Raw genomic sequence first — 24,347 nt, 5'->3', positions numbered from 1 at the left:
GAGAGGAATCAACGTGCTCCACATCGGAGAGTCATTCATCGGCAGCGGGGTCAACGCCGCGCACACCAACGTCCTGATCGGGCCGAAGGAGGGACCGGTCGGGCAGGCGTTCGCGGGAGCCCTCGCGGGGCCGTCGCTCGGGCACGAACCGTTCATGGTCGTCCTGCAGCCCGGCGTCCCCGTCCGCCCGATGACGCTGTTCGTCAACAAGGCGCCGATCGACGGCGACCTGCACGGGAGCGCCACGTGGGGGCGGCACAGGCCGGCGTCGCGGTCGGCGTCCACCAGGCGATGGCCGAAGGCATCCTGCCGCCGGACGCGCCGCAGGAGTGGGCCGTGGTGGCCGCCGTCTGGGTGAACCCGGCCTGCGACGACCTCGACGAGGTCTACCGCAACCAGCGCGACGCCGCCCACGGGGCGATCGTCGCGGCCATCAGGGGGCTGCCCACGTGGGACGAGGTCGACCAGGCGGCCCTCGCGCCGAGCAACCCCTTCTACACCCCGAAGGCGATCTGAGGTGGGCGCGCCGACGACCGGGGTCCTGGACCGGGTGCAGAAGGACCTGCTGCTGGACGGCCGGTGGGAACCCCGCGAGGAGCGCTTCGGGGTGGTGAACCCCGCCACCGGCGACGAGTTGGCCCGCGTGGCCGACGCGTCCGTCGACGACGCGCTGGCGGCCCTGGACGCCTGCAGCCGGGCGGGGGCCGCCTGGGCGGCGACCAGCCCCCGGGAGCGGGCCGACGTCCTCCAGCGGGCCCACCGGCTGCTCCTCGAGCGGGTGGACCAGTTCGCCGAACTGATCACCCTGGAGATGGGCAAGCCGTTGGCCGAGTCGCGCGGGGAGGTGCTCTACGCGGCCGACTACGTGCGATGGTTCGCGGAGGAGGCGCCGCGCATCCACGGCGAGTACCGGGTCGCGCCGGCGGGGGACACGCGGATCGTGACCATGCGGCAGCCGGTCGGGCCGTGTCTGCTGATCACCCCGTGGAACTTCCCGCTCGGCATGATCACGCGCAAGGTCGCTCCGGCCCTGGCCGCCGGCTGCACGATGATCGTGAAGCCCGCCCACGAGACGCCGCTGACCTGCCTGCTGATGGGGCAGCTCTTCGTGGAGGCCGGCGTGCCGGCCGGGGTGCTGCACGTCCTGCCCACGACGCGGTCGAGCAGGATGTCGGAGGCGCTGCTGGCCGATCCCAGGCTCCGCAAGATCTCCTTCACCGGTTCGACCGGCGTGGGGAGCACCCTGCTCAAGGGGGCGGCGCAGAACGTGGTGCGCACCTCCATGGAACTGGGCGGCAACGCGCCGTTCATCGTCTTCGACGACGCCGACGTCGACCGCGCCGTCGAGGGCGCCATGGTGGCCAAGTTCCGCAACGGCGGCGAGTCCTGCGTGGCCGCCAACCGCATCCTCGTCCAGGCCGGGGTCGCCGCGGAGTTCACGGCTCGGCTGGAGGAGCGGATGCGCGCCGCCGTCGCCGCGGACGGGATGGATCCGGCCGCGACGGTCGGGCCCGTGATCTCCGACAAGCAGCGCCGCCACGTCGACGACCTGGTGCGCGACGCGGTGGGCCACGGCGGCGACCTGCGGCTCGGGGGCGAGGCGCGCGCGGGGGCCGGCTTCTTCTACGAGCCGACGCTGATCACCGGGGTCCCGGCGACGGCGCGGATCGCCCGGGAGGAGATCTTCGGACCGGTGGCCGCCGTCACCGTGTTCGAGGACGAGGCCGAAGCGGTCGCCCTGGCCAACGACACCGAGTTCGGGCTCACCGCCTTCGTGTTCACCAACGACCTCAACCGCGCCTTCCGCGTCTCGGAGGCGCTGGAGACGGGCATGGTCGGGCTGAACCGCGGCCTGGTCTCGAACGCCGCGGCGCCGTTCGGGGGCGTCAAGGCGTCCGGGCTGGGCCGCGAGGGCGGCTTCGAGGGGATCAACGAGTACCTCGTCACGAAGTACGTCGCCCTGGACGCGGGCACGTTCTGAGCGGGCGGGTCGGCCGTCGGGGGCACCGACGGCCGACCTCCGCCCAGACCGCGGGCCGGCGGGCGGTCGTCAGCCGTGCAGCAGGTCCATCCAGTTCGGCGGCACCTTGCCCGCGGGCCCGGGCGCCGGCTGATCGGCGGGGCGGCTGTCGGGGGCGGCGAGCTTCGGGCCGTTGTACATGGCGTTCTCGGGGTAGTTGTAGAACCAGTCCTCACCCGGCTCGAAGCTCTGGATGAACGGGTGGCCGGTCTCCTCGTAGTGGGCGGTGGTGTGCTGGGAGGGCGAGGAATCGCAGCACCCGATGTGCCCGCACTGGGCGCAGCGGCGCAGGTGGAACCACCAGCCGCCGTCGGCCAGGCACTCCTGACAGCCGGTTCCGCTCGGCGGGACCGTGGGATCGATGCCGTCCATGAGGGTTCTCCTTCCGATGGATCCCCTCGACCCTCGCACTCACGCCCCCTCCTGTCGAGGGGCGATCGTCGCGGGCCATATCGAGACTCGGCGGACCCCGTGGCTGGGCGCCGGGCCAGTTCGCCCCGGCCTCCGGCGGCGGCCCGAGGCCTCGGCGTCAGCCGTTGACCGACGTGAGGGTCGCGAGCGCCTCCTGGGTGGCGCGCATGCCCTCGCCGTCGTCGGCGTCGGTGACCGCGATGACGACCGTCGGCCTCACCGCGGCGGTGTTGACCACCATGAGGGTGATCTGCTGGGTCGGCTCCTGGCCGCCGCCGACGGTCGAGACGACGCGGTAGGCGTCGCGGCCGTTCACGGTGGTCGGTTCGCCTTCGTGGGTGAGCGTCCGGAAGGTGCCCACCTGCATCAGCGTCTGGTCGTAGAGGACGGAGCTCGCCTCCTCGAGGGTGCCCTGCTCCAGGTTGGGCTGCGAGACGCGTCCGATCCACAGCCGGGCGGTGCCGTCGCCGGCGAGGAGGCGTCCGCCCTGGCCGCAGTCGAGCCAGCTCGGGACCGACTCGCGCGACCACTGGCCGCCGGCCTGCACGGCGAGGTCGCCGTCGCTGAGCCGGGCGGCGTCCTCGGCCACTCCGTCGCACGTGGGGGAGACCTCGGCGGGGGCGCCCTCGGGGATCGTGATCGCGGGGCTCGGGAGCGGCGCCTCGCCGGCCGCCGGGTCGGTGCTGACGGGGGCGGGGATCGGCTCCGGCGCGGTGGGGCTCGGGCCGGCGGTCGGGGCGGTCGCGGCGGCCGAGGTGGTGACGTGGGCGGTCGGCGTGGGGTTGATCGGGGGGTTGATGGGCAGGGGGCCAGCCCCGCGCCCGAAGGTGGCGCCGGCCGCCGAGGCGAGCCCCAGGACGACGGCGACCAGCGCGATGGAGAGCGTCCCGTAGCCGAGGATGCGGGCGGGCCGCGGCGGCGTGGGTGCGCCCTCGGCGTCCAGGATCGCGTCGAGGCCGGAGTGGGGATCGTCGCGGACCTCGCCGGTCCACTGCTGTCCGTCCCACCACCGGAGCCGACCCTGGGTACCCGCCGGATCCGGGTACCAACCTGGTTCGTGCACGCTGCCTCCTCGCTGTGCCGTCCATAGTAGGCGGGGGGTCCACGGACGCCCCGATGTGACAGCCCCCGCGTCCGATCACGTAGGCTGGGAGCCATGGGTCAGCTCATCTCCGCGGCGAACGCCGTCATGATGATGCCCATGTGCTGTCGGCGAATGCCCGCCTGACGGCACGGTTCCGATCGCTCCCCGGACGGGTCGAGCGATTCTGGAATGTCGTTCGTACTGCCAGCCTCGCTCGCGGTCCCGTGCTGTCGGCAACCAAAGCCAGCCATCAACGCAGAATGAGGAATGGATTCATCATGTTTCGACGCCTGATCACCACGGTCGCAGCCCTTGTCACGACGGGACTCGTCATGACCGGCTGCGGTGCCGCGAACGCCGGTGCCCCGGATCCGTCGAAGCCGCTGCGGATCATGGCTGACGTCACGCCGCACGCGCTGCTGCTGAAGGAGGCCGAGAAGCAGGGGCTGCTCGGCGACGTGAAGATCCAGGTCACCGAGATCTCCGGCGACATCGACCCGAATCAGCTCGTCAACGCGGGGGATCTCGACGCCAACTTCTTCCAGCACGTCCCGTACCTGACCGACTGGAACGCCAAGCACAGCGGCGCCGACCTGGTCGCGCTCGCCCCGATCCACGTCGAGCCGCTCGGCCTGTACTCGAAGAAGGCCAAGCTCGACGCCGTCCCCGAGGGTGCGGTCATCGCGATCCCGGCCGACGCGACCAACCAGGCGCGCGCCCTGTTCCTGCTGCAGGACGCCGGCCTGATCACCCTCGACGTGAAGGCCGACCAGCCCGGGTTGGACTACTCCCAGATCACCCCGGAGAAGAACGTCACGGGCAACCCCAAAAACGTCGGCTGGCTCAAGATCGACCGCCCGCAGCTCGCGGCGACGCTCGACGACCCGAAGGTGCAGCTGTCGGTGATCAACGGCAACTACGCCCTGGAGGCGGGCCTCACCCCCGCGACGGACGCGCTGGCCCTGGAGTCGGCCGAGAACAACCCGTACGCCAACGTCCTGGTCGTCAAGGCCGGCCTGAAGGACGACCCGCGCGTCAAGAAGGTCGACGAGGCGCTCACCAGCCCGCAGCTGCGGCAGTTCATCACCGACACCTTCAAGGGCTCGGTGCTGCCCGCCGAGGGTTCGGGGAAGTGAGCCGGTCGTGATCGAGGTCACCTCCCTGACGAAGGTCTATCCCTCGGGCGCGGGCAGCGTCACGGCGGTGGACGACGTCTCGCTGCACGTCGGGACGGGCCGGATCTTCGGGATCCTGGGCCGCTCCGGCGCCGGCAAGACCACCCTGATGCGCTGCCTGACCGCCCTGGAGCGACCGACCTCGGGGCAGGTGACCATCGGCGACGTGGAACTCACCACGCTGTCCGCGTCCCAGCTTCGCGCCGCCCGGCACCGGATGGGGATGATCTTCCAGCACTTCAACCTGCTCAACAGCCGGACCGCCGCCGGCAACATCGCCTTCCCCCTCGAGGTGCAGGGCGTGCCCGCGGCCGAGCGCAGTGCTCGCGTCGCGGAGCTGATCGACCTGGTCGGGCTGCAGGGCCGCGCGGACGCCTTCCCGTCGCAGCTGTCGGGCGGGCAGAAACAGCGCGTCGGGATCGCCCGCGCGCTGGCGGCCCACCCCGAGGTGCTGTTCTGCGACGAGGCGACCTCGGCGCTGGATCCCGCCACGACCGAGCAGATCCTCGACCTGATCAAGGAGATCAACGCGCGCACCGGGGTGACGGTCGTGCTGATCACCCACGAGTCGGAGGTCGTCCGGCGGATCTGCGACGGGGCTGCGCTCATGGAGGCCGGCCGCGTCGTCGAGCAGGGCGACCTGCTGGACCTGCTCACCGACCCGACCAGTCGGCTCGCCGACATCCTCCTCCCGGTCGGTGACCCCGCGCTGGCCGGGGTGGGGGAGTCGGTGGTGCTGAGCTTCGCCCAGGGCAACACCCAGGAGGCCGTGATCTCCGCGCTCACCCGACGCTTCGGCCTGGACGTCTCGATCGTCGGGGGCGCCGTGGAAGCGATCGCCGGCCGCAAGGTCGGACGCCTCCGCGTCGCCCTGAGCCACCCCGAGGGGCACTACGACCGCGCGGCCGTGGCGTCCTACCTCGCCGAGCATGAAGTGAGCGTGCAACTGTGACCCAGGTGTCCTGGCAGGAGGCCCTGCCCGAGCTGTTCAAGGCGCTGGGCCAGACCGCGTGGATGGTCGGCTGGTCGTTCCTCATCACCGTCATGCTGGGCGTCACCGTCGGCGTCCTGCTGCGGTTGTGGGCGCCCGACGGCCTCATCCCCAACCGGCCGCTGTACGCCGTGGTCGGGGCCGTGGTGAACATCGCCCGTTCGCTGCCGTTCCTGATCCTGATGATCGCGCTGATCAGCTTCACCCGGTTCATCGTGGGCACCGCCTACGGCGAGACCGCCGCGATCGTTCCGTTGGCCGTGGGCGCGATCCCGTTCTACGCCCGCGTCGTCGAGGCGGCGCTGCGCGAGGTCGCGCCCGGCAAGCTGGAGGCCGCCCAGGTGATGGGCGCCACGACGTGGGACATCGTCCGGAAGGCGCTGCTGCCCGAGTCGCTGCCCGGCCTGATCGCGGGGGCCACGCTGACGCTGGTGACGCTGATCGGGTACTCCACCATGGCCGGCGTCATCGGCGGCGGCGGCGTGGGCGACTTCGCCATCCGGTACGGCTACCAGCGCTTCAACATGCCGGTCCTGCTGGAGGCCGTGATCGCCCTGATCGTGATCGTCCAGCTGGTGCAGTCCCTGGGCGACTGGATCGTCTCGCGGCTGGGGCACCTGCGCGGCTGAGCGTCCGGTCGCGGCCGAGCGTTTCGGCGCCTTCCGGCGCGCTCAGGTCGCGGGGCGCGGTGCCCGTCTCCGCCGGCGCCGGGCGGCGGCGGGAGCCGGTCGGCCCGGTTCCGGGTCGGGCTCCATCATGAACTCCCAGGTGAGCCCGTGCCCCAGAACGATGAGCAGCACCAGCGCGATCGAAGCCGCCTGCAGCGGGGTGGCGCCCAGCGGCTTGACGACCTCGGGGGCGACACCGAGCACGATGATCGAGGCGTAGAGGACCGCGACGAGCCAGCGGAACCTGCGGAACGGTCCGATCTGTCCGCCGCGGTCCCACGACACCAGCCGCAGGGTGGACACGATTCCGACCAGCGCGGTGAGGGTGAAGCTGACCCGCCACAGGAGTGGGGTGTGGGGGTCGATCTGGGCGACGGTACTCATCAGGCCCGGGAGCAGGAACGAGAGGTAGACGCCGCCGGCGAGCTTGCGTCGCACCGGGTCGGTGCGCCACTCCTTGTGACGCTCGACCACCGTCCACCACAAGCCCACGAGCGTGAAGCACGTGACCGACATCAGGGAGTAGAAAGCGGTGAGGTCCATGACCCAGCGTCCTCCCGTGCCGTAACGGCGTCCAGACTCCAGAGGCATTCCACTGGACGCGGCTCCCGGACGACGTCCAGACGCGTGCTCCCCGCGGACCGTTCACTCATCCCCGGCCATTGGCTCGAAGAGCAGGCGACCGCTCCACTCGTGGACCTTCGTAGGTGTTTCTCAAACCCCCGGAAACCACTCAAGACGCTGATCTCCCACGTTATCAAGGGGTCGCGGCGCGGTCGAGGCACCTCGCGGCACTCTCGGATCACCGATCAGCGTGGCCCCGTCCGCGAAAATTCGGCTCAGACTCAAACCCGTTTGAGTGCCTCGAATCGAGCCGACCTGCTCGCCGCGTACGCCGACGGGGTGCCTGTCCGGCAACTCGCCGCCCGCTTCAAGGTGCATCGCGGCACCGTCAGTGAGATCGCGAGGCGGGCCGGGCTCGAACCCCGTTCGCCAACGCTGCCGCAATCGGTTCGTGAGGATGCAGCCCGCCTGTATGCCGAGGGCCTGACCTTGGTTGAGGTCGGCGGGAAGCTCGGGATCAGTCACAACGCAGTGCGCTCCGCCGTCGTCGCGTGTGGTGGAACCCTACGTCCCGCGGGCCGTCGCCCAGCGCTCGTCTGACTTCGGCGCGCTGCTCCCTACGAGCACGGCTGACCTGTTTGCGTGATGGCCGAGCGCACCTTCCCCGTGACGGAAGGAACCGACATGGACAGCATCTCGGCGCAGGCCCAGGACGAACGGAGTGCCAGAGTCGCGCTGGCGCTCTTCATTGAGCCCGGCGACCCCACCACCGGGCAGCTCGTCGGACGAGTCGGTGCTGTCGAGACGGTGCGGCTGCTGGCCAGCGACGGTGCCGTGCCGGGGATGGGCAAGGAAGCCGCTGCGCTGTGGCGCAAGCACTTCCAGCCCGAGCGGCAGCCGAACGCGGTGCGTGACGTGCTCCGGATGACGGAGACTCTCGGTCTGTCGACGTTGAAACCTGGCGAACCCGGCTTCCCGGCGTCTCTCCATGATCTTGGTGAGCGTCTTCCCTTTGTGCTGTGGGCCAAAGGGGGCGTGTCGCTCCTCTCTGGTGTCGTGACTGATCGGTTCTCGATCACTGGCTCTCGGGCTGCGACCAGTTACGGCATCCACGTCGCTGGCGAGATCGCGTCAGACCTCGCATCGCACGAGAAGGTGCTTGTCTCTGGTGGTGCGTACGGGATCGACGCGGCGGTTCATCGCGCCGCACTTGCCGCCCGCGGGCACACCGTCGCCGTGATGGCGGGCGGGCTGGACCGCCCCTACCCTTCCGGGCATCGCGAGTTGCTGGAACGAATCGGTGACCTCGGGTTGCTCCTCAGTGAGCAGCCGCCAGGTGCGGTGCCAACGCGCGGAAGGTGCATCGCACGGGCACGCCTCGTGGCGGCACTTTCGGGTTCGACTACCATCGTCGAAGCGGCAGGCCGGTCGGGCGCACTGCTCGTGGCGAGGCAAGCAGAAGAGCTTGGCCGAGTTGTCGCCGCTGTCCCTGGCCCGGTGACCAGTGCGGCGAGCGCTGGCACTCATCGACTCCTGCGAGAGCACGTTGCCAGTCTCGTTACCGACGCTTCCGACCTCACGGCGCTACTTGATCATCGTTCCGCCAGAGCTTCCACACTCGGCATTGAGCGTCGGCCCGTTGTGCCGGGGATGGCGCAGCATGCATCGTCACGTACCGCGATGGTGCGTGACCTGTAGGTCAACGTGAGCCGGTGAGCACAGGCTCTTCCTGGTGGCTCGCCTGGGATCGGCGCGTGCTCGCTGACTCGTGCAACCGAGCCCGGACGAGCAGGAAAACGCTGACAGGCCCGATCCAGATCATTTTGAGCGCACTCCAGATGCACACGAGAACGACGAGGTGTAGCCATCCCGGCGCTCCGTCGGCTGCGGCCTGCGCGCTGAGGTTCGCGACGATCAGGTACGGGATCGCCAGGAGCATGGCGGGCACGCCCCACTTCAATCCTCGGCGGGTGCGGATCGCGTCAAGCAGGACGTTGCTGGGCATGTAGCGCCGCATGAAATCACGGATGACGGTGCTGGCGGCCCACAGTAGGCGGATCATGGCCTCGTTCCTCTCCATCGCAAGGTGCATCAAGTGAGGCTGTGCGTTGAAGAATGGCTACGAGAGCCTGCCGCGAGCGGCGCGTTACAGAGGAGAATCGGCCTCAAACTCCACGATACGCCCAATCTCCGGCACACGGAAGGACTTGATGTTCGAGCTGGCTCGGCGTGAGTAGCGCTCGCTACAGGTGCGGGCCGTTGGTGCTGACACCCTGCGTGGCACGAGACGGAGCTGTGTTGCGCGCCGTTCTCGCTTCTACCGCGCGGTCGAACGCGGCCCGTGCCCGCGCAGCCTCAATCCTCTGCGCCGCGGACGCGGGCGATGCCCCAAGCGGGGCGTCGTCGGTGATGCGATAGCGGTCTCGGTAGGCGGCGACCACTCGTGCACCCCTCCGCCACGCTGCCGCCCGGCGTGCGTCGCGAGGTTGCGTACCGAGCGCTTTCGTCCAGGGTGCCCTCTCTGTGAGAGCGGCGTCGAGGACGGCGTCTGCGCGGCCTTCGATGAGTGCTTCTCGTTCGTCAAGCGCGGCTCGCATTTCACCGTCGCGCACGTCGGCCGCGTATGGGATGAGTCCGGCGATGAGTCGCGGTGCCTTGCGGGCTCGTCCTGATCCGGCGGGTCGTGCAGTGGCGCGCGCGACCCGGTAGTGGAGGACGGCGGCGATGTCGTCGGCGTCCCGAAGCCGCGTGCCGCTATGAGGCGTGGGAGCAAGGTCTCGATGTTGTGGTGGTTGGCTTCGGCTCGGCGGAGTTCCGCGGTAAGTGCTCCGAAGGCTTCCGACTCGACCGCCGCTTCGGCTTGCTCGAACGTAAGGCCGGATGCACGGACGAGGGAGGCCCAGCGGTCATGTTGTGCGGCTGCGGCGATGGTCTCGTACTCGGCGGCGAGCTGCGCGATCGACCCCCACTGTTCCTGCTCGGCAGTGATCGTCTCGTGCGCCGACAGTTCCGCGCCGACGTGCTGGAGGACCCCGGTCAGGACGCTGCGACTGCTCGCGTTGGGGTCGTCGCCGGGGTGTGGCTGTTGGTGATCGTCGGCGCGGTCGAGGATCACGTAGGCGTGGTTCGCGGCTCGGCCTCGGGTCATGGAGACGTAGAAGTTCTCTCTCGTCGCGGTCGGTTCGACCAGGACGTGGGCGGTGTCGGTGGTGACGCCTTGTGCCCTGTGGGCGGTGACGGCGTATCCGAGATCGACATGCTCGGCAACGTACGCTGCGGGCAGGACGATCGCACCACCATACGAGCGGCCGGGCCTGCGGATGGTGAGGCTGCCGTCGCCTCGAACGTCGGTGATTGTCCAGATGTCTCCGTTGCGCACCCAGTCGTTCCCGCTGCTGGCCGTGATCTTCCGGTCATTCTTACGGGTGATGACGGTGTCCCCGATACCCGCGTGGGTTCCGTCGCGCAGCTCGACCTCGCGATCTTGGACGAGGGCGTCGTCGATGAGCAGGTCAGCTCGGGCTCTCTGGTTCAGCTCGGTCACTTGCTCGCGGGTCTCGGCGATGAGGACGGTGATGCGTCCGGCGTCTCGGTCGGCCCGCCAGGCGGTGTAGGCGGCATCGGTCATGGTCTCGGTGTCGCCGTCTCGGATACGGCCGTGCGCGAGGTAGGTGTCGATCACGGAGGTGTGGCCGTGGCGCAGGTCGAGGGAGGCGAGCTTCTCCCACGGCTGGTGGAAGCGGTGGACGTCGATGAGTTCGACGGTGTCGGTGCGGTCGTGGGCAAGCATGGAGAACGCGCCCCCGGCATCCACTGATTGAAGCTGGGCGTAGTCACCGACGAGCAGTACCTTCGCACCCGCCTGCTGGGCGAGGCCGGTGATCCGGTCGAGTGACAGGGTGCCGGCGAGGGAGGCTTCGTCGATGATGACCAGCTGGCCGGGCTGGAAGTTGAGTCCTTTGGTGAGGTGGTTCTGCCACCACATCGCGGTGTTCTCGGTCTCGATCCCGAGATCGTCGGCCAGGACCTGCGCGGCCACCGCCGACGGGGCGAGCCCGACCACGGAGCCTGTGCCGTGCTCGGCTTCCCAGGCTAGGCGGAGTGCGTTCATGGCGGTGGTCTTGCCCGCACCGGCCGGGCCGACAAGCACGTCGAGCACCCGTCCCGACACTGCGATCCGCGTCAACGCATCGGCCTGATCCTCACCCAACAGCAGACCGTCCGTGTCTGGCTTGCGGCTGATCTTCTCGACGGTCGCGAGGGAGACGGTGGGGCCGGTGAGGTCGCGGGAGCGGTCGAGGAGCCGGTCCTCCGCCAGAAGTTGCCCCTCGGAGGTGAAGATCGCGGAGTTGGCAGGTCGGAACACCGAGGTGCCGTCGTCGCGCCGGAACACGACTGGCGAGAGCGAGAGCTCGGGCGGGGTGAGCCGGAGGGATGCGAGCTGGGCTGCATCGGTGACCATTGCCAGGATTGCTTCGCGGTCGGTCATGGTGGCGAAGCGCCACCCCATCGTCTGCCTCGCGGCTTCGGCCATCAGGTTCCACCTGCGCCAGGTCGAACGCTTCTCACCCACCGTCTCGACCACCGTGCGCCCGATGTCGCGGATCACGTCGAGCGGAATGTCGTCGGCCCGCAGCAGCAACGGCCGGTCGTTGTCGGTCGCGTCCATCGCCCACCTGGTCGCGTCCCGGCCCAGGATCGCGGTGGCTCGAGTACGCCACTCCTCAGTCAGATCGGCGAGAGACCGAACATGCTTGTCAGGCCGGGTCGAGAGCGTCGCCTGCGCGCGGAGCCTCATCAACGCTGCTGGTGCTGGGCGACGGCCGTGCGCGGCGACGTACTCGTCGATGAGGCGGTCGGCCTCGATGTCGATATGACGGGCGCGGCTGGAGAACTCCGTCACGAGAGCCTCAGGAACGGCGGTTATGGCCCAGGCGGGGTTGCGGTCGCGTCCCATGTCGCGGGCTTCCCATTTGACGCCGAAGATTCGGGTCATGTGGTCGGCGAACACTGCCTCGTGTAGCTCGGAGAGGGCGACGACGACGGCGTGCATCGGTCTGCCGTCGAGCGAGCGCCACTTCCCGTCGAGCTTGGTCTTGGCCTTGTTGCTGATGACGACATGGGTGTGGAGGTGGGGGTCGCCTGCGCGGGAATCGAAGTGATCGAACGCGGTCGCGATCAACCCCTCCACCTCGACCTGCGCAACGGCTCCATCGCCTGCGGTTGCGCCGGTACGGGTGGCCGCAACCTCTCGCTCCATGAACGCAACCACCTCCGCAACCGCCCGGTGATGCGCAGCCCCGATCATGGCCTGCACCCCCGCATCGGCGACCGCCCAGAGCACGCTGGCGGACTTCGGGATCGAGAACGTGAAGTCGAACCCCGCCACCGCCCGACGCCCAGCCCGCGCGTTCTCCTCAGCCACGATCAGCGCGACCGCCTCGCCCTTCGCGCCCGGCGTCAGGGTGGCATCGAGCGCCGTGATTCGGGCCTCAATGCGTTTCGGCGCATCCTTGTAGGCGGGGAACGCCCGGCCCAGCGGGGCGTCGGTGATCGGGTCGTGCCCCATGCCCATGAGGAGCTGGAGCTGGGCCTCAGAGACCTGATCACCGACGACCAGTTCACCCTTGCCAAGTGACGCGACTCCTTTGCCGAGCCACCGTCCCGGCGGGGTGCCTTCCTCGATGAAGTAGCGGGTCAGCGGCGTCGAGAGAGGCCGGTCGCCATCGGCGGCCGCGACCGTCTTCAGCAGGTACTTGTAGCCATCGCCCGCCGACATGACACGCATCGAAACCGTCATCGCTACCTCCCGTCCTGACGAGCAGGTGGGCACCGACGACCGGTGATATCTGCGGCGACAAAGCTCGCTGTACCTCGATCTGCAAGAGGCGTGTCCCTCCGGGAGGTGGGCCTGGGAAAGGAGCGGCCTGGTTGGTCGGCGATGGCGAGGCGGGCGAGCCGAGTGACGTCGAGGACCGGGGCCAGCTCGGACAGCGCGTCGTGGCGTGGTCGTGCACCTGACAGGTGAACAGCCCGGCATCAGAACTCGAAGAACTGACTCCGGGGTCGCCCGTCACTCGGAGTCCTTATGCACGACCAGGAAGACCAGCCACGCCGACTCAGGATCGGGTCGCTGTTCAGCGGCTACGGAGGCCTCGACCTCGCCGTCGAACACGTCTTCAACGCCGACACCGTCTGGTTCTCCGAACTCAACCAGCCAGTCGCCGCCGTATTCTCCCGCCACTGGCCCGGCGTCCCGAACCTCGGCGACATCACCACCATCAACTGGCACGAGGTGGAGCCCGTGGACATCCTCATCGGCGGGTTCCCCTGCCAAGACGTATCGACCGTCGGCAAACGCGCGGGCCTCGCACCGGGCACCCGTTCCGGGCTCTGGGCGCATATGGCCGAAGCGATCGACGCACTCCGGCCCGAGTGGGTCGTCATTGAGAACGTCCGAGGGCTGTTGTCCTCCCCGGCGACGCGCCCACCAGCAGAAGGAGACCGACATGACCCACGCAACCCCGGCGACGCAACCCTTCGCGAGCTGGAGTCCGACCCGTGGTATCTGGGAGACCTCGCAGCTCGACCTCTACGGGCTCTCGGCGCCGTTATGCCGAACCGATGGTTATGTTGAATGCTCCCGTTCTCCCCGTGAGATCGGGCCGCGGGGGTCGGGGCCGTTCAACATAACCGCGTGGCTGTCAGCGGTCGGTGAGGAACGCGATCAGAGCGTCGGAGGCCTGATAGCGCGCTGGCGGCCGGTTCCCGATGGTGGGGAGCCGGTCGAGCGTGCGGCGTTTGAGTTCCAAATCAGCGTGGAGGTAGACCTGCGTAGTCTGGATCGTCGCGTGACCGAGCCAGAGCGCGATGCTCGCGGTGTCGATCCCGGCGTGCAGGAGCATCATCGCGCAGGTGTGGCGCAGCGTATGCGGGGTGATGTTCTTGTCCGTCAGGCTCGGACATCCCTCGGCCGCGGTCGCCGCGTGCCGGGCGACGAGCTTCGCGACTGCGGCCCTAGTCAACGGGGTGCCCGCGCTGGTTGAGAACAGCGGTGCTTCCGGTGAGGTGGCGAGTTCGGTGATCCACGCGGTCAGCAGTCTCACGGTGGGTTTCTGTAACGGGATCACGCGGTGCTTGCGGCCTTTCCCGAGGCATCGCAGCTGGGACTGTGGTCCGAGTTCGATGCTGTCGAGGCGCAGGCTGATCAGTTCGGTCACGCGCAGTCCGGTCTGGATGCCCAGATGGAGCAGGAGTCGGTCTCTTCGGCCGAGCCACGTGGTCGTGTCGGGGGCAGCGATGAGCGCTTCGGCTTCGGTGCCGGTGAGGAAAGACACGAGGGTCTTCTTCGTTCGTTTCGCGGGGATCGCCAAGACCTGGCTGATGGTGACGATCGCGTCCGGCGCCCGGTAGCTGGCGTAGTCGAAGAACGAACGCAGCGCGGCCCGGCGCGCGTTCCTCGTCGCGGCGGAGTTGCCGCGTTCGTCTTCCAGATACTGGAGAAACCCGCCGACGAGATCGGCGTCCAGATCGGCCAGCGTTAGCGCCGACGGGGCTGTGCCGGTGCGCTTCTGGGCGTAGAGCAGCAGGAGCCGGAACGTGTCGGCGTAGGCGGCCTTGGTGTGCGTGCTCGCGTTCATCTGCCCATCGAGCTTGTCGGTGAAGAATCGCTGCAACAGGGGTGCGAGGTCAGTCATCATCGCCTCCGATCACGGGGAGCTGCGCGCCGAGGGCGGCGGCCAGCTCAGGCGTGTTCGACAAGTACCAGTACGTCGATGCGGGACTGACGTGCCCGAGCCAGGCCGAGAGCACGGGCATCATCTCGTCCACGGCGCCGCCGGAGCGGATGTGCCCGATCAGGGTGTTCGTCGCGAACGAGTGCCGGAAGTCATGCAGCCTCGCCGCCGGCTCGGAGGCGGTGCCGGTCTGCCCCGCCAAGCCCCGCAGCTCGCGGAACGTCGCTCCAGCAGTCGACACGGCGACGCGGGTGCCGCGCCGGGTGACGAACAACGCCGCGGTCGCCCGGTCCGGGAAGGTGTCGTCGCGCAGCCTCTGGTAGGTGGTGATCGCGGTCATCGTGGTCGGATGCAGCGGGACGAGCCTGGACTTGCCGAACTTCGTCTCCGTCACCCGCACCCAACCGCCGTCTCCGGACTCGTCACGGGTGATGTCGGCGTCGTCGAGCGCGCGGGCTTCGCTGATCCGTAGCCCCGTCACCGCCAACAGCCCAAGCAGCGTCTGCCATGTCGCCGCCCGAACCGTCGGAGTGAGCCGGCCTGCGGCGTGCAGAAGCAAGTCGATCTGCTCGGTGCTGTAGATGTGCGGGCGCGGCCGATGATTCACATACGGTTTCCCATCGAGCACAGGAACCTCGGTCGCTGGATCGAACCAAGCGACGTGCTCGGCGAACTGACGAACCGCGTTCAACCGGACCAACACCGTGCCCCGGCTGAACCTCGCCGCCCACTCGATCGCCAGGTCGTGACGGATCGTCGTCTCACCGGCGTCGTCCATGAAGTCCACGAACTCGCCGAGCGCGCGGCCCGGTTCGCTCAGTTTGAAGCCCAGCGCCCGCCTGGTCGACAGGTAGCCATCGAGGAGTTCTCGCAGCACGCTCATCGTGCCCACCGCCCCTCGGCAGCAGCCGGCCACGCCGGAACCAGACGCATCAACCGTGTGCGGTCGACCTTCGCGTAGATCGCGGTCGTACGCAGCTGCGCATGCCGCAGCAACCCCTGGACTTCCTGCATCGTCGCCCCAGACGCAAGCGCGCCCGTCGCGAACGTGTGCCGCAGCCGGTGCGGACCGAACTCGCTGATCCCGGCTCGGTCGCAAGCCATCCGCACGATCTTGGCCACCCCGTCACGGGTGAGCGGACGGACCGGCTCGAACATCGTCATGAACACCCGGTCGCTGTCGACCCGGCCGCCACGCCCATGCAGCACGTAGTCCTCCAACGCGCGACCGACCTCATCGGGAAGCGGCAGCTCATCGACACGATCGCCCTTCCCGACAACCCGGAGCGTTCCGGCACGCCACCCGATATCCGGCAGCCGCAGCCCGGCGATCTCCCCGGACCGGAGGCCCAGACCCGTCAGCAGCAGGATCACCGCCCGGTCCCGCAATCCCTTCGGGGCATGCACGTCGAAACTGTCCAGCAGCGTCTCGACGGTCTTCTCCGGCACCGGGTCCGGGATCGACGAAAGCCGCCAACCCGCCGCATGCGGCACGATCGCCGAGAAGTCCTCGGCCACCCGGCCCGTCCGGTGACAAAACCGCAAGAACGAGCGCAGCATCGCCAACTGCTTCCGCAGCGTCGACGGCTTCCGCCCCTGCTCCGCTTCGAGGTTCACCCACTCGATCACCGTCGCCGGCGTCAACCCCGACAGCGCCTCCTCGACCGGGGCCGGCAACCAGCCGGTGAAGCCGACCATCCGATCCGCATACGCCCTGGCCGTGGCCTCCTTCGCAGATCGTTCTCGCAGCAACCAATCCTCGAACTCGTCCAGCACCTGCTGCGCGTCGATACGCTGACGCACTCGATCCTTCGACATGTGATCCTCCTGACCTGATGCCAAGCGATCACCGCGACCGCCCGGTCAGATCAAGCGAACCCCGAACGCTGGGGCCTTCGTGTCAGGCCGCTGGGAGCAGCTCTTCGGCAGCGGTGACGCCGGGAGGCAACAGACGAACAGTCCGAGTCGCCGAGTCGTACTCGATGAGACGGCTCTTGTGTAGCTGCTTCAGGACGTCTTTGCGGAAGGACGGAAGCCCGGGATGTTCAAGCCAGCGGAACAGATCGGCCTCTTCCACGTCGCCTGCCTCAGTCAACAGCAACAAGAGGGTCTGCTGCTTCCAGGTAAGACCTTTCCGCAACACTCGCTTCTTGTCCGCGTGTGTCCACACCCACGCCACCTCACGCTGAATGAGGTCATCCACAACGGCGGTGGCTTCCTCCGTCGTCAGGGTATGAAGCAGCCGCACCAACTCCGCGACAAGCCACTTGGCGGTATAGAGCACGACAGTCGCGTCCATGTGGTTCGGATCGACGTCAGCGCCGGCATGCCCGACCCCGCGGTTGTTCCGGACATCGTAAAGCCCGATCATCATTCGTGGGATGAGAATGCGTGCCGAACGACTGTCCGGAACTTGCTGATAAGTACTCTCCAACTCCCAGCACTTGTTCGGGAATCGACTCGGCTTCTCGGCGCGTGCGGGATAGTTCCCACCCTCCAGCCACCCCTTGCAGATGGTGTAAACAGCCTCACACAGTTTGCCGCCATTGAGCTCCGACGGCTCCCACCGATGTTCCCGGTAGTTCTTGACGATCTCGTTAAATGCGTTCAGCAAGTCATCGCGAAGGGTGCTCGGCAAGACCGCTAGCGCGTCCTCCGGGGACAACCCCACTTCAGGCGCCGCTCTCGCCATGCAACATGCCCTGGACGTAGGCGAGACCCTCGTGAGTCACCTTGTAGGTCTTGTTTGCTTGGCGACTGTTGCCGGACTTCTTCAACTGGATCACCCGCTGCGGCCTCTTCCGCATGTTGCTGCTCAATGCGTCGGTGATGTTGGGGATGGAATGTCCCAGGTTCTTGAGCTCAGCGTTAAGCAGACGCGATGCCCAAGAGTCTTTAGCCTCGTGAACCTGAACCCAGTAGGCGGCGACAAGCGCCTTGTCCTCGTTGGACTTGGGCGAAGCGGCAGCGAACAACTCAGCAAAATGCTGATACGTAGGCGCCCCTTCGGCGATCTCCTTCTCCGTCACGTCGGGTGCATCGGTGCTGTCGTCCACGGTCCCGCTCCCGTCAACGCGACGAACGACAGGGGGCGATGTAGCTACGCCATACCTATCGACTGCCCATCGCAGAACACGGTCGCGCGCGCCCTCCTCCAAGTCCGCGAGTGCTGTCGCGACGGCCGACATGGCGTCGATCTCGGGGTCTCCCACTGGTACTCCTATTGGTCGATGTGTATCAAGAACAGTGCCAATGATAGCACCAGTGACAGGCTCCATATTCGATCCGCGCATGCAGTGCTGCGACAAAGAGCGCCGGGTGGCCTGGAAGCTCCAGCCTCACCTCGATGCCGTGTCGCCCACAGGACGGTTCAATAGGTCCCTGGTCGCTGGCAGAGTTATGTGGATTGACGATGGCGATCACTCAGGTCAGCCAAGGTGTCCGGCGACATAACCATCGGCTCGGCATAACGGCGCTTATGCGAACTTCCACATAAGCGCCGTTCTCGGCGATCTGGCCGACCTGCGGCTGGATGCACGATGGGTCGGCCTACCGGCTTCCCTTGTCGGTGCTCCTCACCATCGCCTCCGCATCTTCATCGTCGCCAACCGCACGCTTCCGCACCCCACTTGCCTCGGACTCAACCCGTGGCGGGGAGACCTGAATCCCCCGGCGTGTCCGGGGGCTCCGAACCTTGGGAAGGGAAGGTTTGGAGTCATGCCAGGGAACACATCGAAGAGGTATCCGCTTGAGTTGAAGCAGCGGGCGGTGCGCATGTACGCCGAGGTCCGGCCGGATCATCCGACGGATTGGGCGGCGATGGCCAAGGTGGCCGGCCTGCTGGGGGTGGCCACGCCGGAAACGTTGCGGAAGTGGGTGCGTCAGGCCGAGGTCGACCAGGGTGCCCGGCCGGGGGTCACGTCGGAGGAGTCGGCCGAGTTGAAGCGGCTCAAGCGTGAGAACGCCGAGTTGCGTCGGGCGAACGCGATCTTGAAGGCGGCCTCGGCTTTCTTCGCGGCCGAGCTCGACCGGCCAGGGCTGTGATCGTGGACTTCATCCGCGAGCACGCCGACCGCCAGGAGCCTGGCGGGCTGCGATGGGGTGTTGAGCCGATCTGTGCTGTGCTGACCGAGCATGGCCTGCCGATCGCCCCATCGACTTTTTATGAGTGGAAGGACAAGCTTCCCACGCGTCGGCAAGAACGCGACCAGGCCTTGTTGGTGGAGGTGCATCGGGTGCATGCCGCTCATTACGGCGTGTACGGGGCCCGGAAGGTGTGGCTGCAGCTGAACCGGGAAGGGATCAGCGTGGCCCGCTGCACGATCGAGCGGCTGATGCGCGCGGCCGGGCTGACGGGGGTGGTGCGTGGCAAGGTGAAACGCACCACGATCGCGGATCCGGCAGCCGTTCGTCCCGGTGATCTGGTGAAACGGAACTTCGCCCCGCTGGAGCCCAACAGGCTTTGGGTGGCCGACATCACGTATGTGTCGACGTGGGCCGGCTGGGCGTATGTCGCGTTCGTCACCGATGCCTACGCCCGCCGGATCCTGGGCTGGCGCTGCTCGGCCACCATGACCACCCAACTCGTCCTCGACGCGGTCGAGCAGGCCATCTGGACCCGGCAACGCGACGGACACGAGTTGGCCTCGGTGATCGCGCATCACGACCGGGGCTCCCAGTACAGCGCCGTCCGCTATAGCGAACGGCTCGCCGCTGCCGGGATCCAGCCCTCGGTCGGGGCCATCGGTTCGTCGTATGACAACGCGCTGGCCGAGACGATCAACGGCTTGTACAAGACCGAACTGATCAAACGCCGGGCGCCGTGGCGGACCCTGGATGATGTCGAGTACGCCACCGCCGAATGGATCGACTGGTTCAACCACCGACGGCTGTATGAGTACTGCGGCGACATCCCACCAGCAGAACTCGAGAACGCGTTCTACGCTCGTCTACACGCCCAGCCACCGGCTGAGCTCACACACAGTTGAGCCTCCGGACACGCCGGGGGATTCAGTCAGCAGCGACAGTGGCGCGTAGAGGGGTTGGATTGTGCGCATCAGGTCGAGCTGGCCGGTGACGTGTGCGATGTCCATGACGATCACGGCGAGACAGAGCGCGACCCCGAAGGCTGAGCCGAGGACCAGCAGGGCGGCGGGGACGCGTTGAACGCCCCGACTGGTCCGGTACTGGCGGGCGGCGAGGACCAGCATGGTGGTGATGACGCCACCGCAGTAGGCGAAGTTGATGATCGAGTAGATCGCGGTCGCGGGCTGAGCACCGAGATCGACCATGAACCGGGTCGTCGTGGTGCCCCGGTCGATGAAACAGAACGCGACGGTGATCGCGGCAAGTGAGACGAGCAGGATGGGAGTGCTGAGGGCGGCACCGACGAGACGGGGCCGGTGTTCGCTGGTGTGCATCACTCCTCGGCCGAGGAAGAACAGTCCGATCATCAGCAGGGCGTCGGCGAGGAGGGTGGCGATGTTGGTTCCACCGAGGAGTGGATCGACGGTTTCGTAGACGGTATCGACGTTCAGGGTCATGGCGATCGCGATGGTGAGGGCGGCGTAGGTGACGCTTCTGTCTGCGCGTTTTCGGCGGATGATGAGCAGGCTCGCCACGAGCACCCACATGAGGGCCGCGACTAGGAGCTGGGTCATCCGAAGACCTCCGAGTAGCGGGACTCGGCGAAGGCGTGTCCTCGGATGCCTGCGGCGAGCCGGTCAGCGAGGGCTTCGGCAGCGATCTCGGTATCACAATCGAGGTCGTGTCGTTTGAGCAGCCGCAGGCGGGTGCGTGCCGGGATGTCGGGCAGCAGCACGTCGATGGTGTCGCAGTCTTCGCTCTCGCAGTGGCCGAGGATCAGGTGCGCGAACTCGTGCAGGACGAACTGTTGGCGGTGCAGCGCGGAGTCGGTGCAGGCGTGCAGGATGATGTCGTCGGTGGGTCGGGCGAACCAGAGCGCGCAGATACCGTCACTGGTGTTGAGGCCTGGGACTTCGCAGACGATGAGCCGGCGCTGGCGCCGGGTCTGGATGGCCTGAACAAGGGCGTCGTGGGTGAAGGTGTGCCCGAGCTGGAGGTTCGAGACGGCCGCCGATACGGTCTGTTCGATATTCACGGTGTGCCCCTCTCGGTCGGAGAGCACGTTGCCGGTATCGGCTTGCCGTCACGCGATACCTGTCTAGTGCTCAGGCATATGTGTCATTTCCTCGTCCAGGAACTTGGTGATGGCGTGGAGTGCTTTCGGTGAGATGTCACCGAGAGTGCGGGCGGCGTAGGACTTGACTTTGGCGGCGCGCATCGCGCGGACCAGGTCGAGCTGCGCGGACACCTTCTCGGGTGTCGCGGCGTTGTCGTCGCCGGTGAGGAACTCGGCGTCTACGTCGAAGTACGCGGCGAGTCCGTCGAACACGGCGGGGTCTTGGACGTAGCGGTGGCCGTTGACCATGTACGTCCAACGTGACCGGGACAGGTTGACGTCTCGGTCTTTGAGGAAGTCCGCGATCTGTGAGTAGGTCGGCTCGGTGCCGGACTCCGCCTCCACGACATCCATCAGGAGACGTAGACGCTTGGCGAGCCCTTCGGCAGCAGCCTGGCTGTCGTCTTCGGTCATGCGACTGACCCCCTTTCCCTTCGCGACGGGCAAGGCGTCGATCTGTCCACCCCGAAGGGTGGTTGTGCATGCTCAACTCTAGGTGTTGGGCATGCACAAATCAAGGGTTGCGCATGCCCAACGGCCGTGCTGTGATAGGAACTCCGACCCGGTTGAGCATGCTCAACGGATTGCTCGGCCGAGTCTGCTCTCGCCTGAGAGGAGGTGAACGATGCACGCTCCCGCAACGATCCCACGCGGCCACTCGCCAGGGCGCGCCACTGCACCGAGCCGTCCAGTGAGGTCGGCACAGCGGGTTCCCGGCCACGGTGGCGGACGGGGGTGCCTACCTCGAAGGTGTACCGCCGCGTCCCACAGCGTCGTGGTGGTCGCGAGAGGAGACCCGGTCATGGCAGCAACATCCGAGCAGCGGGCGGCGCGTGAGGCGAAGCTCGACGAGCTGCACGAGAAGCTGACGAGCGCGGTCGAACAGCTTGTCTCCGGTGATGACTGGCGCGAGGCGCTCGCGTTCTCCGCGAGGTTCCGCTCCCGGTCGTTCAACAACACGATGTTGATTTGGGTGCAGCACCAGGTCGCGTTCGACGCCGGCCGGGTGCCCGAGCCGTTCCCGACTCTCGTTGCGGGGTATCGGCAGTGGCAGGGGTTGGGGCGTCAGGTGATGAAGGGCCAGCCGGGCTACATGATCTTCGCCCCTGTGACGGGCAGGTTCGCCACGGCTACGCCGTCGGATTCTGGTTCGTGGCGGCGGCTGGGGCCGAGGGAGAAGCCGAAGCCCGGTGAGGTGGTGCGCTCCCGCATGGTCGGCGCCCGGCCCGCCTATGTGTGGGATGTCTCCCAGACCGACGGCGAACCCCTCCCCGCCACCCCCACGCCGGTGCTGTTGGAGGGCGAAGCCCCCGCAGGGCTCTGGGACGGTCTCGCCGCGCAGATACGAGCGGCCGGGTTCGAGGTTGTCTCCGTGGCGGACGAGATGGCGATCATGGGCGCGAATGGCATGACCGACTACGAGGCGCGCACGGTGTCGGTGCGGGAGAACATGCCTCCTGCCGCACGGGTGAAGACGCTGGCGCACGAGCTGGCGCATGTGATGATGCACGACCCCGACGACGTGGAGGTGCGGCAGCATCGCGGTATCCGCGAGGTCGAAGCCGAGTCGGTCGCGCTGATGATCGGTGCCGCGCACGGCATGACCACCGACGGTTACACGATCCCGTACGTCTCGACCTGGGCCACCCGCGCCGACGACAAAGAACCCGCCCAGATCGTTCAGGCCACCGGCGAACGAGTACGGAAGACTGCGCTGGCGATCCTCGACCAGCTCGACACCCCGCAGCTCAGCGACGGCACCCCACTTGGGCTGGAACGAGACACCCCGACTGCGAAGCCGACCCGCGCAGCGGCTCGGCAGCTTGAGCCAGATCGGCCGCATGCGGTGCCGGTGTTGGCGGGACGGGGGCTGTGATGGCTGAGCCTTTCGACGTTCTTGCTGCGCTCATCCGCGTGGACCGCACCCCGGACCTTGCCGTTGCGGCGCGAAGTCTTGCAGCGGCTGGGGTGCCTGTGTTCCCGTGCGAGCCGGAGGGGAAGCGGCCGCTCACCCGGCGCGGGTTCCTCGACGCCACCGCCGACCCCGGGCAGGTTGCCGCGTGGTGGTCACGGACACCGGACGCGAACATCGGCCTCCCCACCGGCGAGGCCTCGGGTGTCGTCGTGGTGGATGTCGATGTTCACGGCCCTGTCGATGGCCGCGCTGCCTGGCGGCGTGCCGCGGCTGCGGGTTTGGTGGATGGGGCGGGTCTGCTGGTGCGGACCCCGACCGGCGGCGCGCACGCCTACTTCCCAGCCGCGCCGGGTGCAGTGCAGCGGTCGTGGCAGGCCGCAGGCGCGGGGGTCGATTTCCGGGGCGACGGCGGCTACATCATCGCGCCGCCCTCCTGCCGCACCATCGACGGCACCCTGCGGCGCTACGAGATCGCCGACATCGCCGCCAACTCTGTCGGACCCGTCGATGCCGCACGGCTCCGGGACTTCCTCGGCCCCCGGCCCGCAGCGCCAGTGCGAAGTGAAGGCGCGGCTGCGACGGTAGATGCTGACCGCCTCGCGGCCTGGGTCGCGAGCCGTGGTGAGGGCGAACGGAACCGGGGCCTGTTCTGGGCTGCCTGCCGCCTCGCCGAGAACGGCACCCCACCCGCCGACGCACTCGATGCACTCGGCCCAGCCGCAGCGCAGGCCGGACTCAGTGAGCGTGAGATCGCCACGACCGTGCGGTCGGCCTACCGCGCCACCACCACAGAAGCCGCCTCTGCCAATCGGGTGCGGGGTTCGGACCAGTGGTGCTCGCGCCCGGCGCCCTCGCCCGTGGTCTCGGCCGGGAGGGCGGGGTTGTGATGCGTGAGACGAGTCCGCGACGGTGGGCGGCTGGGACGGCGGTGGTGGGGACGGTGTTCATCGCCGCAGGGGCGTTTTGGTTGTCGTTCACCGCGCTGGCCGATCTTGCTGCGCGTTCGGGGATCGGGGCTGGGCAGGCGTGGGCGTGGCCGCTGATCGTGGACGGAATCATCGTCGTCGCGACTGTCGCCGTCGTCGCGCTCGCCGGGCAACGCTCCGCCTGGTACCCCTGGGCGCTCCTGACCGGTGGTGCTCTCGTGTCGGTCACCGCGAACGCGATCCACGCCGTCGTCGCCGCCGACGCCGACGTGCCCGGCATCCTCGCCGCCTCCGTCGCCGCCGTCCCACCCGTCGTGCTGCTCGCGATCACCCACCTCACCGTGATCCTCACCCGCACCCCAAGCCCGCGCCGGGACCGGAGACACCGGACCGGCGCGAGGTCACCGTGTTCGCCGAGACCTCCGCCGAGTCAGCGCCGAGCGCGCTGGGAGCGGCACCCTCGTCGTCTGGTGGCGCGGAGCTGACATCTGCTCCTGCGTCTGCGCATGCTGAGGCCGAGTTGCTCGATCCGGCGGATCGTCGTGCGTTGGGGTGGGAGCTGCGTGGGGCGGGGTGGTCGAACAAGCGGATCGCCCGCGAGCTCGGCGTGCATCCCTCAACTGTGGGCCGCTGGTTCGCCCCCGCACACCTTGCT

Annotated in this window: 24 protein-coding genes and 1 pseudogene; 11 read left to right on the top strand and 14 right to left on the bottom strand. The window is 68.1% G+C overall.

All coding sequences use genetic code 11. The features are described 5' to 3' along the window. The first annotated feature begins 13 nt into the window (after positions 1 to 13). A pseudogene (gene fae / locus G7070_RS19695) lies at positions 14 to 516 on the top strand (formaldehyde-activating enzyme). A 1-nt stretch (position 517) separates the two neighbouring features. Next, positions 518 to 1,981: an NAD-dependent succinate-semialdehyde dehydrogenase gene (locus G7070_RS00190; protein WP_166230780.1), complete on the top strand. Its 1,464-nt coding sequence runs from the start codon at positions 518 to 520 to the stop codon at positions 1,979 to 1,981. Positions 1,982 to 2,050: 69 nt separating this feature from the next. Here the strand turns inward: G7070_RS00190 and G7070_RS00185 are convergent, their stop codons facing one another. The 3 genes from G7070_RS00185 to G7070_RS17420 all read right to left on the bottom strand — a co-directional run bounded on the left by G7070_RS00185 (position 2,051) and on the right by G7070_RS17420 (position 3,928). Beyond that, a complete protein-coding gene (locus G7070_RS00185) occupies positions 2,051 to 2,392 on the bottom strand; it encodes a UBP-type zinc finger domain-containing protein (protein ID WP_166230777.1) in 342 nt (113 codons plus the stop codon). 157 nt (positions 2,393 to 2,549) lie between these two features. Beyond that, positions 2,550 to 3,494 carry a DUF2510 domain-containing protein gene (locus tag G7070_RS17425; protein ID WP_206079865.1) on the bottom strand — a complete coding sequence of 315 codons (945 nt, stop codon included), beginning with the start codon at positions 3,492 to 3,494 and terminating at the stop codon, positions 2,550 to 2,552. A 98-nt stretch (positions 3,495 to 3,592) separates the two neighbouring features. Beyond that, positions 3,593 to 3,928 (bottom strand): hypothetical protein, encoded by a 336-nt coding sequence (locus G7070_RS17420; RefSeq protein WP_206080168.1) that lies wholly within the window; start codon positions 3,926 to 3,928, stop codon positions 3,593 to 3,595. On the opposite strand from G7070_RS17420, the gene G7070_RS00175 reads away from it, so the two are divergent. Genes G7070_RS00175 through G7070_RS00165 form a run of 3 tightly spaced genes read left to right on the top strand, consistent with a single transcriptional unit; the run spans position 3,908 to position 6,310 of the window. Continuing rightward, positions 3,908 to 4,651 (top strand): MetQ/NlpA family ABC transporter substrate-binding protein, encoded by a 744-nt coding sequence (locus tag G7070_RS00175; protein WP_246227191.1) that lies wholly within the window; start codon positions 3,908 to 3,910, stop codon positions 4,649 to 4,651. The two genes, G7070_RS17420 and G7070_RS00175, sit on opposite strands and share 21 nt — an antisense overlap. 7 nt (positions 4,652 to 4,658) lie before the next feature. Further along, positions 4,659 to 5,642, top strand: coding sequence for a methionine ABC transporter ATP-binding protein (locus tag G7070_RS00170; protein WP_166230771.1), 984 nt, complete (start codon positions 4,659 to 4,661; stop codon positions 5,640 to 5,642). Beyond that, positions 5,639 to 6,310: a methionine ABC transporter permease gene (locus tag G7070_RS00165; RefSeq protein ID WP_166230768.1), complete on the top strand. Its 672-nt coding sequence runs from the start codon at positions 5,639 to 5,641 to the stop codon at positions 6,308 to 6,310. Before G7070_RS00170 ends, G7070_RS00165 begins: the two co-directional genes overlap by 4 nt. Before the next feature lie 42 nt (positions 6,311 to 6,352). Here G7070_RS00165 and G7070_RS00160 read toward each other — a convergent pair whose 3' ends face one another. Continuing rightward, the gene (locus G7070_RS00160) at positions 6,353 to 6,892 is read right to left on the bottom strand and encodes a hypothetical protein (protein WP_206079864.1); all 540 of its coding nucleotides are present in this window, start codon (positions 6,890 to 6,892) and stop codon (positions 6,353 to 6,355) included. A gap of 666 nt (positions 6,893 to 7,558) precedes the next feature. Here G7070_RS00160 and G7070_RS00155 point away from each other — a divergent pair. After that, on the top strand, positions 7,559 to 8,611 hold the full coding sequence (locus G7070_RS00155) for a DNA-processing protein DprA (protein WP_206079863.1): 1,053 nt from the start codon (positions 7,559 to 7,561) through the stop codon (positions 8,609 to 8,611). Position 8,612: 1 nt separating this feature from the next. Here G7070_RS00155 and G7070_RS00150 read toward each other — a convergent pair whose 3' ends face one another. Both G7070_RS00150 and mobF read right to left on the bottom strand, forming a co-directional pair. After that, a complete protein-coding gene (locus tag G7070_RS00150) occupies positions 8,613 to 8,975 on the bottom strand; it encodes a hypothetical protein (protein WP_166230765.1) in 363 nt (120 codons plus the stop codon). A 255-nt stretch (positions 8,976 to 9,230) separates the two neighbouring features. Continuing rightward, the gene (gene mobF, locus G7070_RS18150) at positions 9,231 to 12,713 is read right to left on the bottom strand and encodes a MobF family relaxase (RefSeq protein ID WP_246227190.1); all 3,483 of its coding nucleotides are present in this window, start codon (positions 12,711 to 12,713) and stop codon (positions 9,231 to 9,233) included. A 288-nt stretch (positions 12,714 to 13,001) separates the two neighbouring features. On the opposite strand from mobF, the gene G7070_RS00140 reads away from it, so the two are divergent. Further along, positions 13,002 to 13,550, top strand: a complete 549-nt coding sequence (locus tag G7070_RS00140; RefSeq protein WP_166230762.1) for a DNA cytosine methyltransferase — start codon at positions 13,002 to 13,004, stop codon at positions 13,548 to 13,550. A gap of 67 nt (positions 13,551 to 13,617) precedes the next feature. Here G7070_RS00140 and G7070_RS00135 read toward each other — a convergent pair whose 3' ends face one another. The 5 genes from G7070_RS00135 to G7070_RS00115 all read right to left on the bottom strand — a co-directional run bounded on the left by G7070_RS00135 (position 13,618) and on the right by G7070_RS00115 (position 17,705). Further along, positions 13,618 to 14,610, bottom strand: coding sequence for a tyrosine-type recombinase/integrase (locus tag G7070_RS00135; RefSeq protein ID WP_166230759.1), 993 nt, complete (start codon positions 14,608 to 14,610; stop codon positions 13,618 to 13,620). Beyond that, positions 14,603 to 15,532 carry a tyrosine-type recombinase/integrase gene (locus G7070_RS00130; protein ID WP_166230756.1) on the bottom strand — a complete coding sequence of 310 codons (930 nt, stop codon included), beginning with the start codon at positions 15,530 to 15,532 and terminating at the stop codon, positions 14,603 to 14,605. The genes G7070_RS00135 and G7070_RS00130 overlap by 8 nt, the downstream gene beginning before the upstream one ends. Beyond that, the gene (locus tag G7070_RS00125; protein ID WP_166230753.1) at positions 15,529 to 16,467 is read right to left on the bottom strand and encodes a tyrosine-type recombinase/integrase; all 939 of its coding nucleotides are present in this window, start codon (positions 16,465 to 16,467) and stop codon (positions 15,529 to 15,531) included. Before G7070_RS00125 ends, G7070_RS00130 begins: the two co-directional genes overlap by 4 nt. An 82-nt stretch (positions 16,468 to 16,549) precedes the next feature. Next, the gene (locus tag G7070_RS00120; protein ID WP_166230750.1) at positions 16,550 to 17,263 is read right to left on the bottom strand and encodes a hypothetical protein; all 714 of its coding nucleotides are present in this window, start codon (positions 17,261 to 17,263) and stop codon (positions 16,550 to 16,552) included. A gap of 58 nt (positions 17,264 to 17,321) precedes the next feature. Next, on the bottom strand, positions 17,322 to 17,705 hold the full coding sequence (locus G7070_RS00115) for a hypothetical protein (protein ID WP_166230747.1): 384 nt from the start codon (positions 17,703 to 17,705) through the stop codon (positions 17,322 to 17,324). Between the two features lie 661 nt (positions 17,706 to 18,366). On the opposite strand from G7070_RS00115, the gene G7070_RS00110 reads away from it, so the two are divergent. Next, positions 18,367 to 19,637, top strand: a protein-coding gene (locus tag G7070_RS00110) for an IS3 family transposase (protein WP_166230744.1) whose coding sequence is annotated in 2 segments (ribosomal slippage) — positions 18,367 to 18,655 and positions 18,655 to 19,637 — 1,272 coding nt in all. Because the reading frame shifts where the segments join, the coding sequence is not laid out codon by codon here. On the opposite strand, the gene G7070_RS00105 is transcribed toward G7070_RS00110, so the two are convergent. From G7070_RS00105 to G7070_RS00095, 3 genes are all read right to left on the bottom strand, one after another. Next, positions 19,599 to 20,309 carry a hypothetical protein gene (locus tag G7070_RS00105; protein WP_206079862.1) on the bottom strand — a complete coding sequence of 237 codons (711 nt, stop codon included), beginning with the start codon at positions 20,307 to 20,309 and terminating at the stop codon, positions 19,599 to 19,601. The genes G7070_RS00110 and G7070_RS00105 overlap by 39 nt on opposite strands. After that, positions 20,306 to 20,770 carry a hypothetical protein gene (locus G7070_RS00100; RefSeq protein ID WP_166230741.1) on the bottom strand — a complete coding sequence of 155 codons (465 nt, stop codon included), beginning with the start codon at positions 20,768 to 20,770 and terminating at the stop codon, positions 20,306 to 20,308. Before G7070_RS00100 ends, G7070_RS00105 begins: the two co-directional genes overlap by 4 nt. A 63-nt stretch (positions 20,771 to 20,833) precedes the next feature. Continuing rightward, the gene (locus G7070_RS00095; protein WP_166230738.1) at positions 20,834 to 21,265 is read right to left on the bottom strand and encodes a hypothetical protein; all 432 of its coding nucleotides are present in this window, start codon (positions 21,263 to 21,265) and stop codon (positions 20,834 to 20,836) included. A gap of 388 nt (positions 21,266 to 21,653) precedes the next feature. Between G7070_RS00095 and G7070_RS00090 the strand changes: the two genes are divergently transcribed. The 3 genes from G7070_RS00090 to G7070_RS18145 are packed head-to-tail and all read left to right on the top strand — an operon-like array spanning position 21,654 to position 24,177. Further along, complete coding sequence (locus G7070_RS00090) at positions 21,654 to 22,727, top strand: ArdC-like ssDNA-binding domain-containing protein (RefSeq protein ID WP_166230735.1); 1,074 nt, start codon at positions 21,654 to 21,656, stop codon at positions 22,725 to 22,727. Beyond that, positions 22,727 to 23,653 carry a bifunctional DNA primase/polymerase gene (locus G7070_RS00085; protein ID WP_166230732.1) on the top strand — a complete coding sequence of 309 codons (927 nt, stop codon included), beginning with the start codon at positions 22,727 to 22,729 and terminating at the stop codon, positions 23,651 to 23,653. Before G7070_RS00090 ends, G7070_RS00085 begins: the two co-directional genes overlap by 1 nt. A 53-nt stretch (positions 23,654 to 23,706) precedes the next feature. After that, complete coding sequence (locus G7070_RS18145; RefSeq protein WP_246227189.1) at positions 23,707 to 24,177, top strand: DUF2637 domain-containing protein; 471 nt, start codon at positions 23,707 to 23,709, stop codon at positions 24,175 to 24,177. Positions 24,178 to 24,347 lie beyond the last annotated feature (170 nt).

It is taken from the genome of Propioniciclava coleopterorum (assembly GCF_011393335.1).
Lineage (GTDB): Bacteria > Actinomycetota > Actinomycetes > Propionibacteriales > Propionibacteriaceae > Propioniciclava > Propioniciclava coleopterorum.
This window is presented reverse-complemented; position numbering and strand designations above follow the sequence as displayed.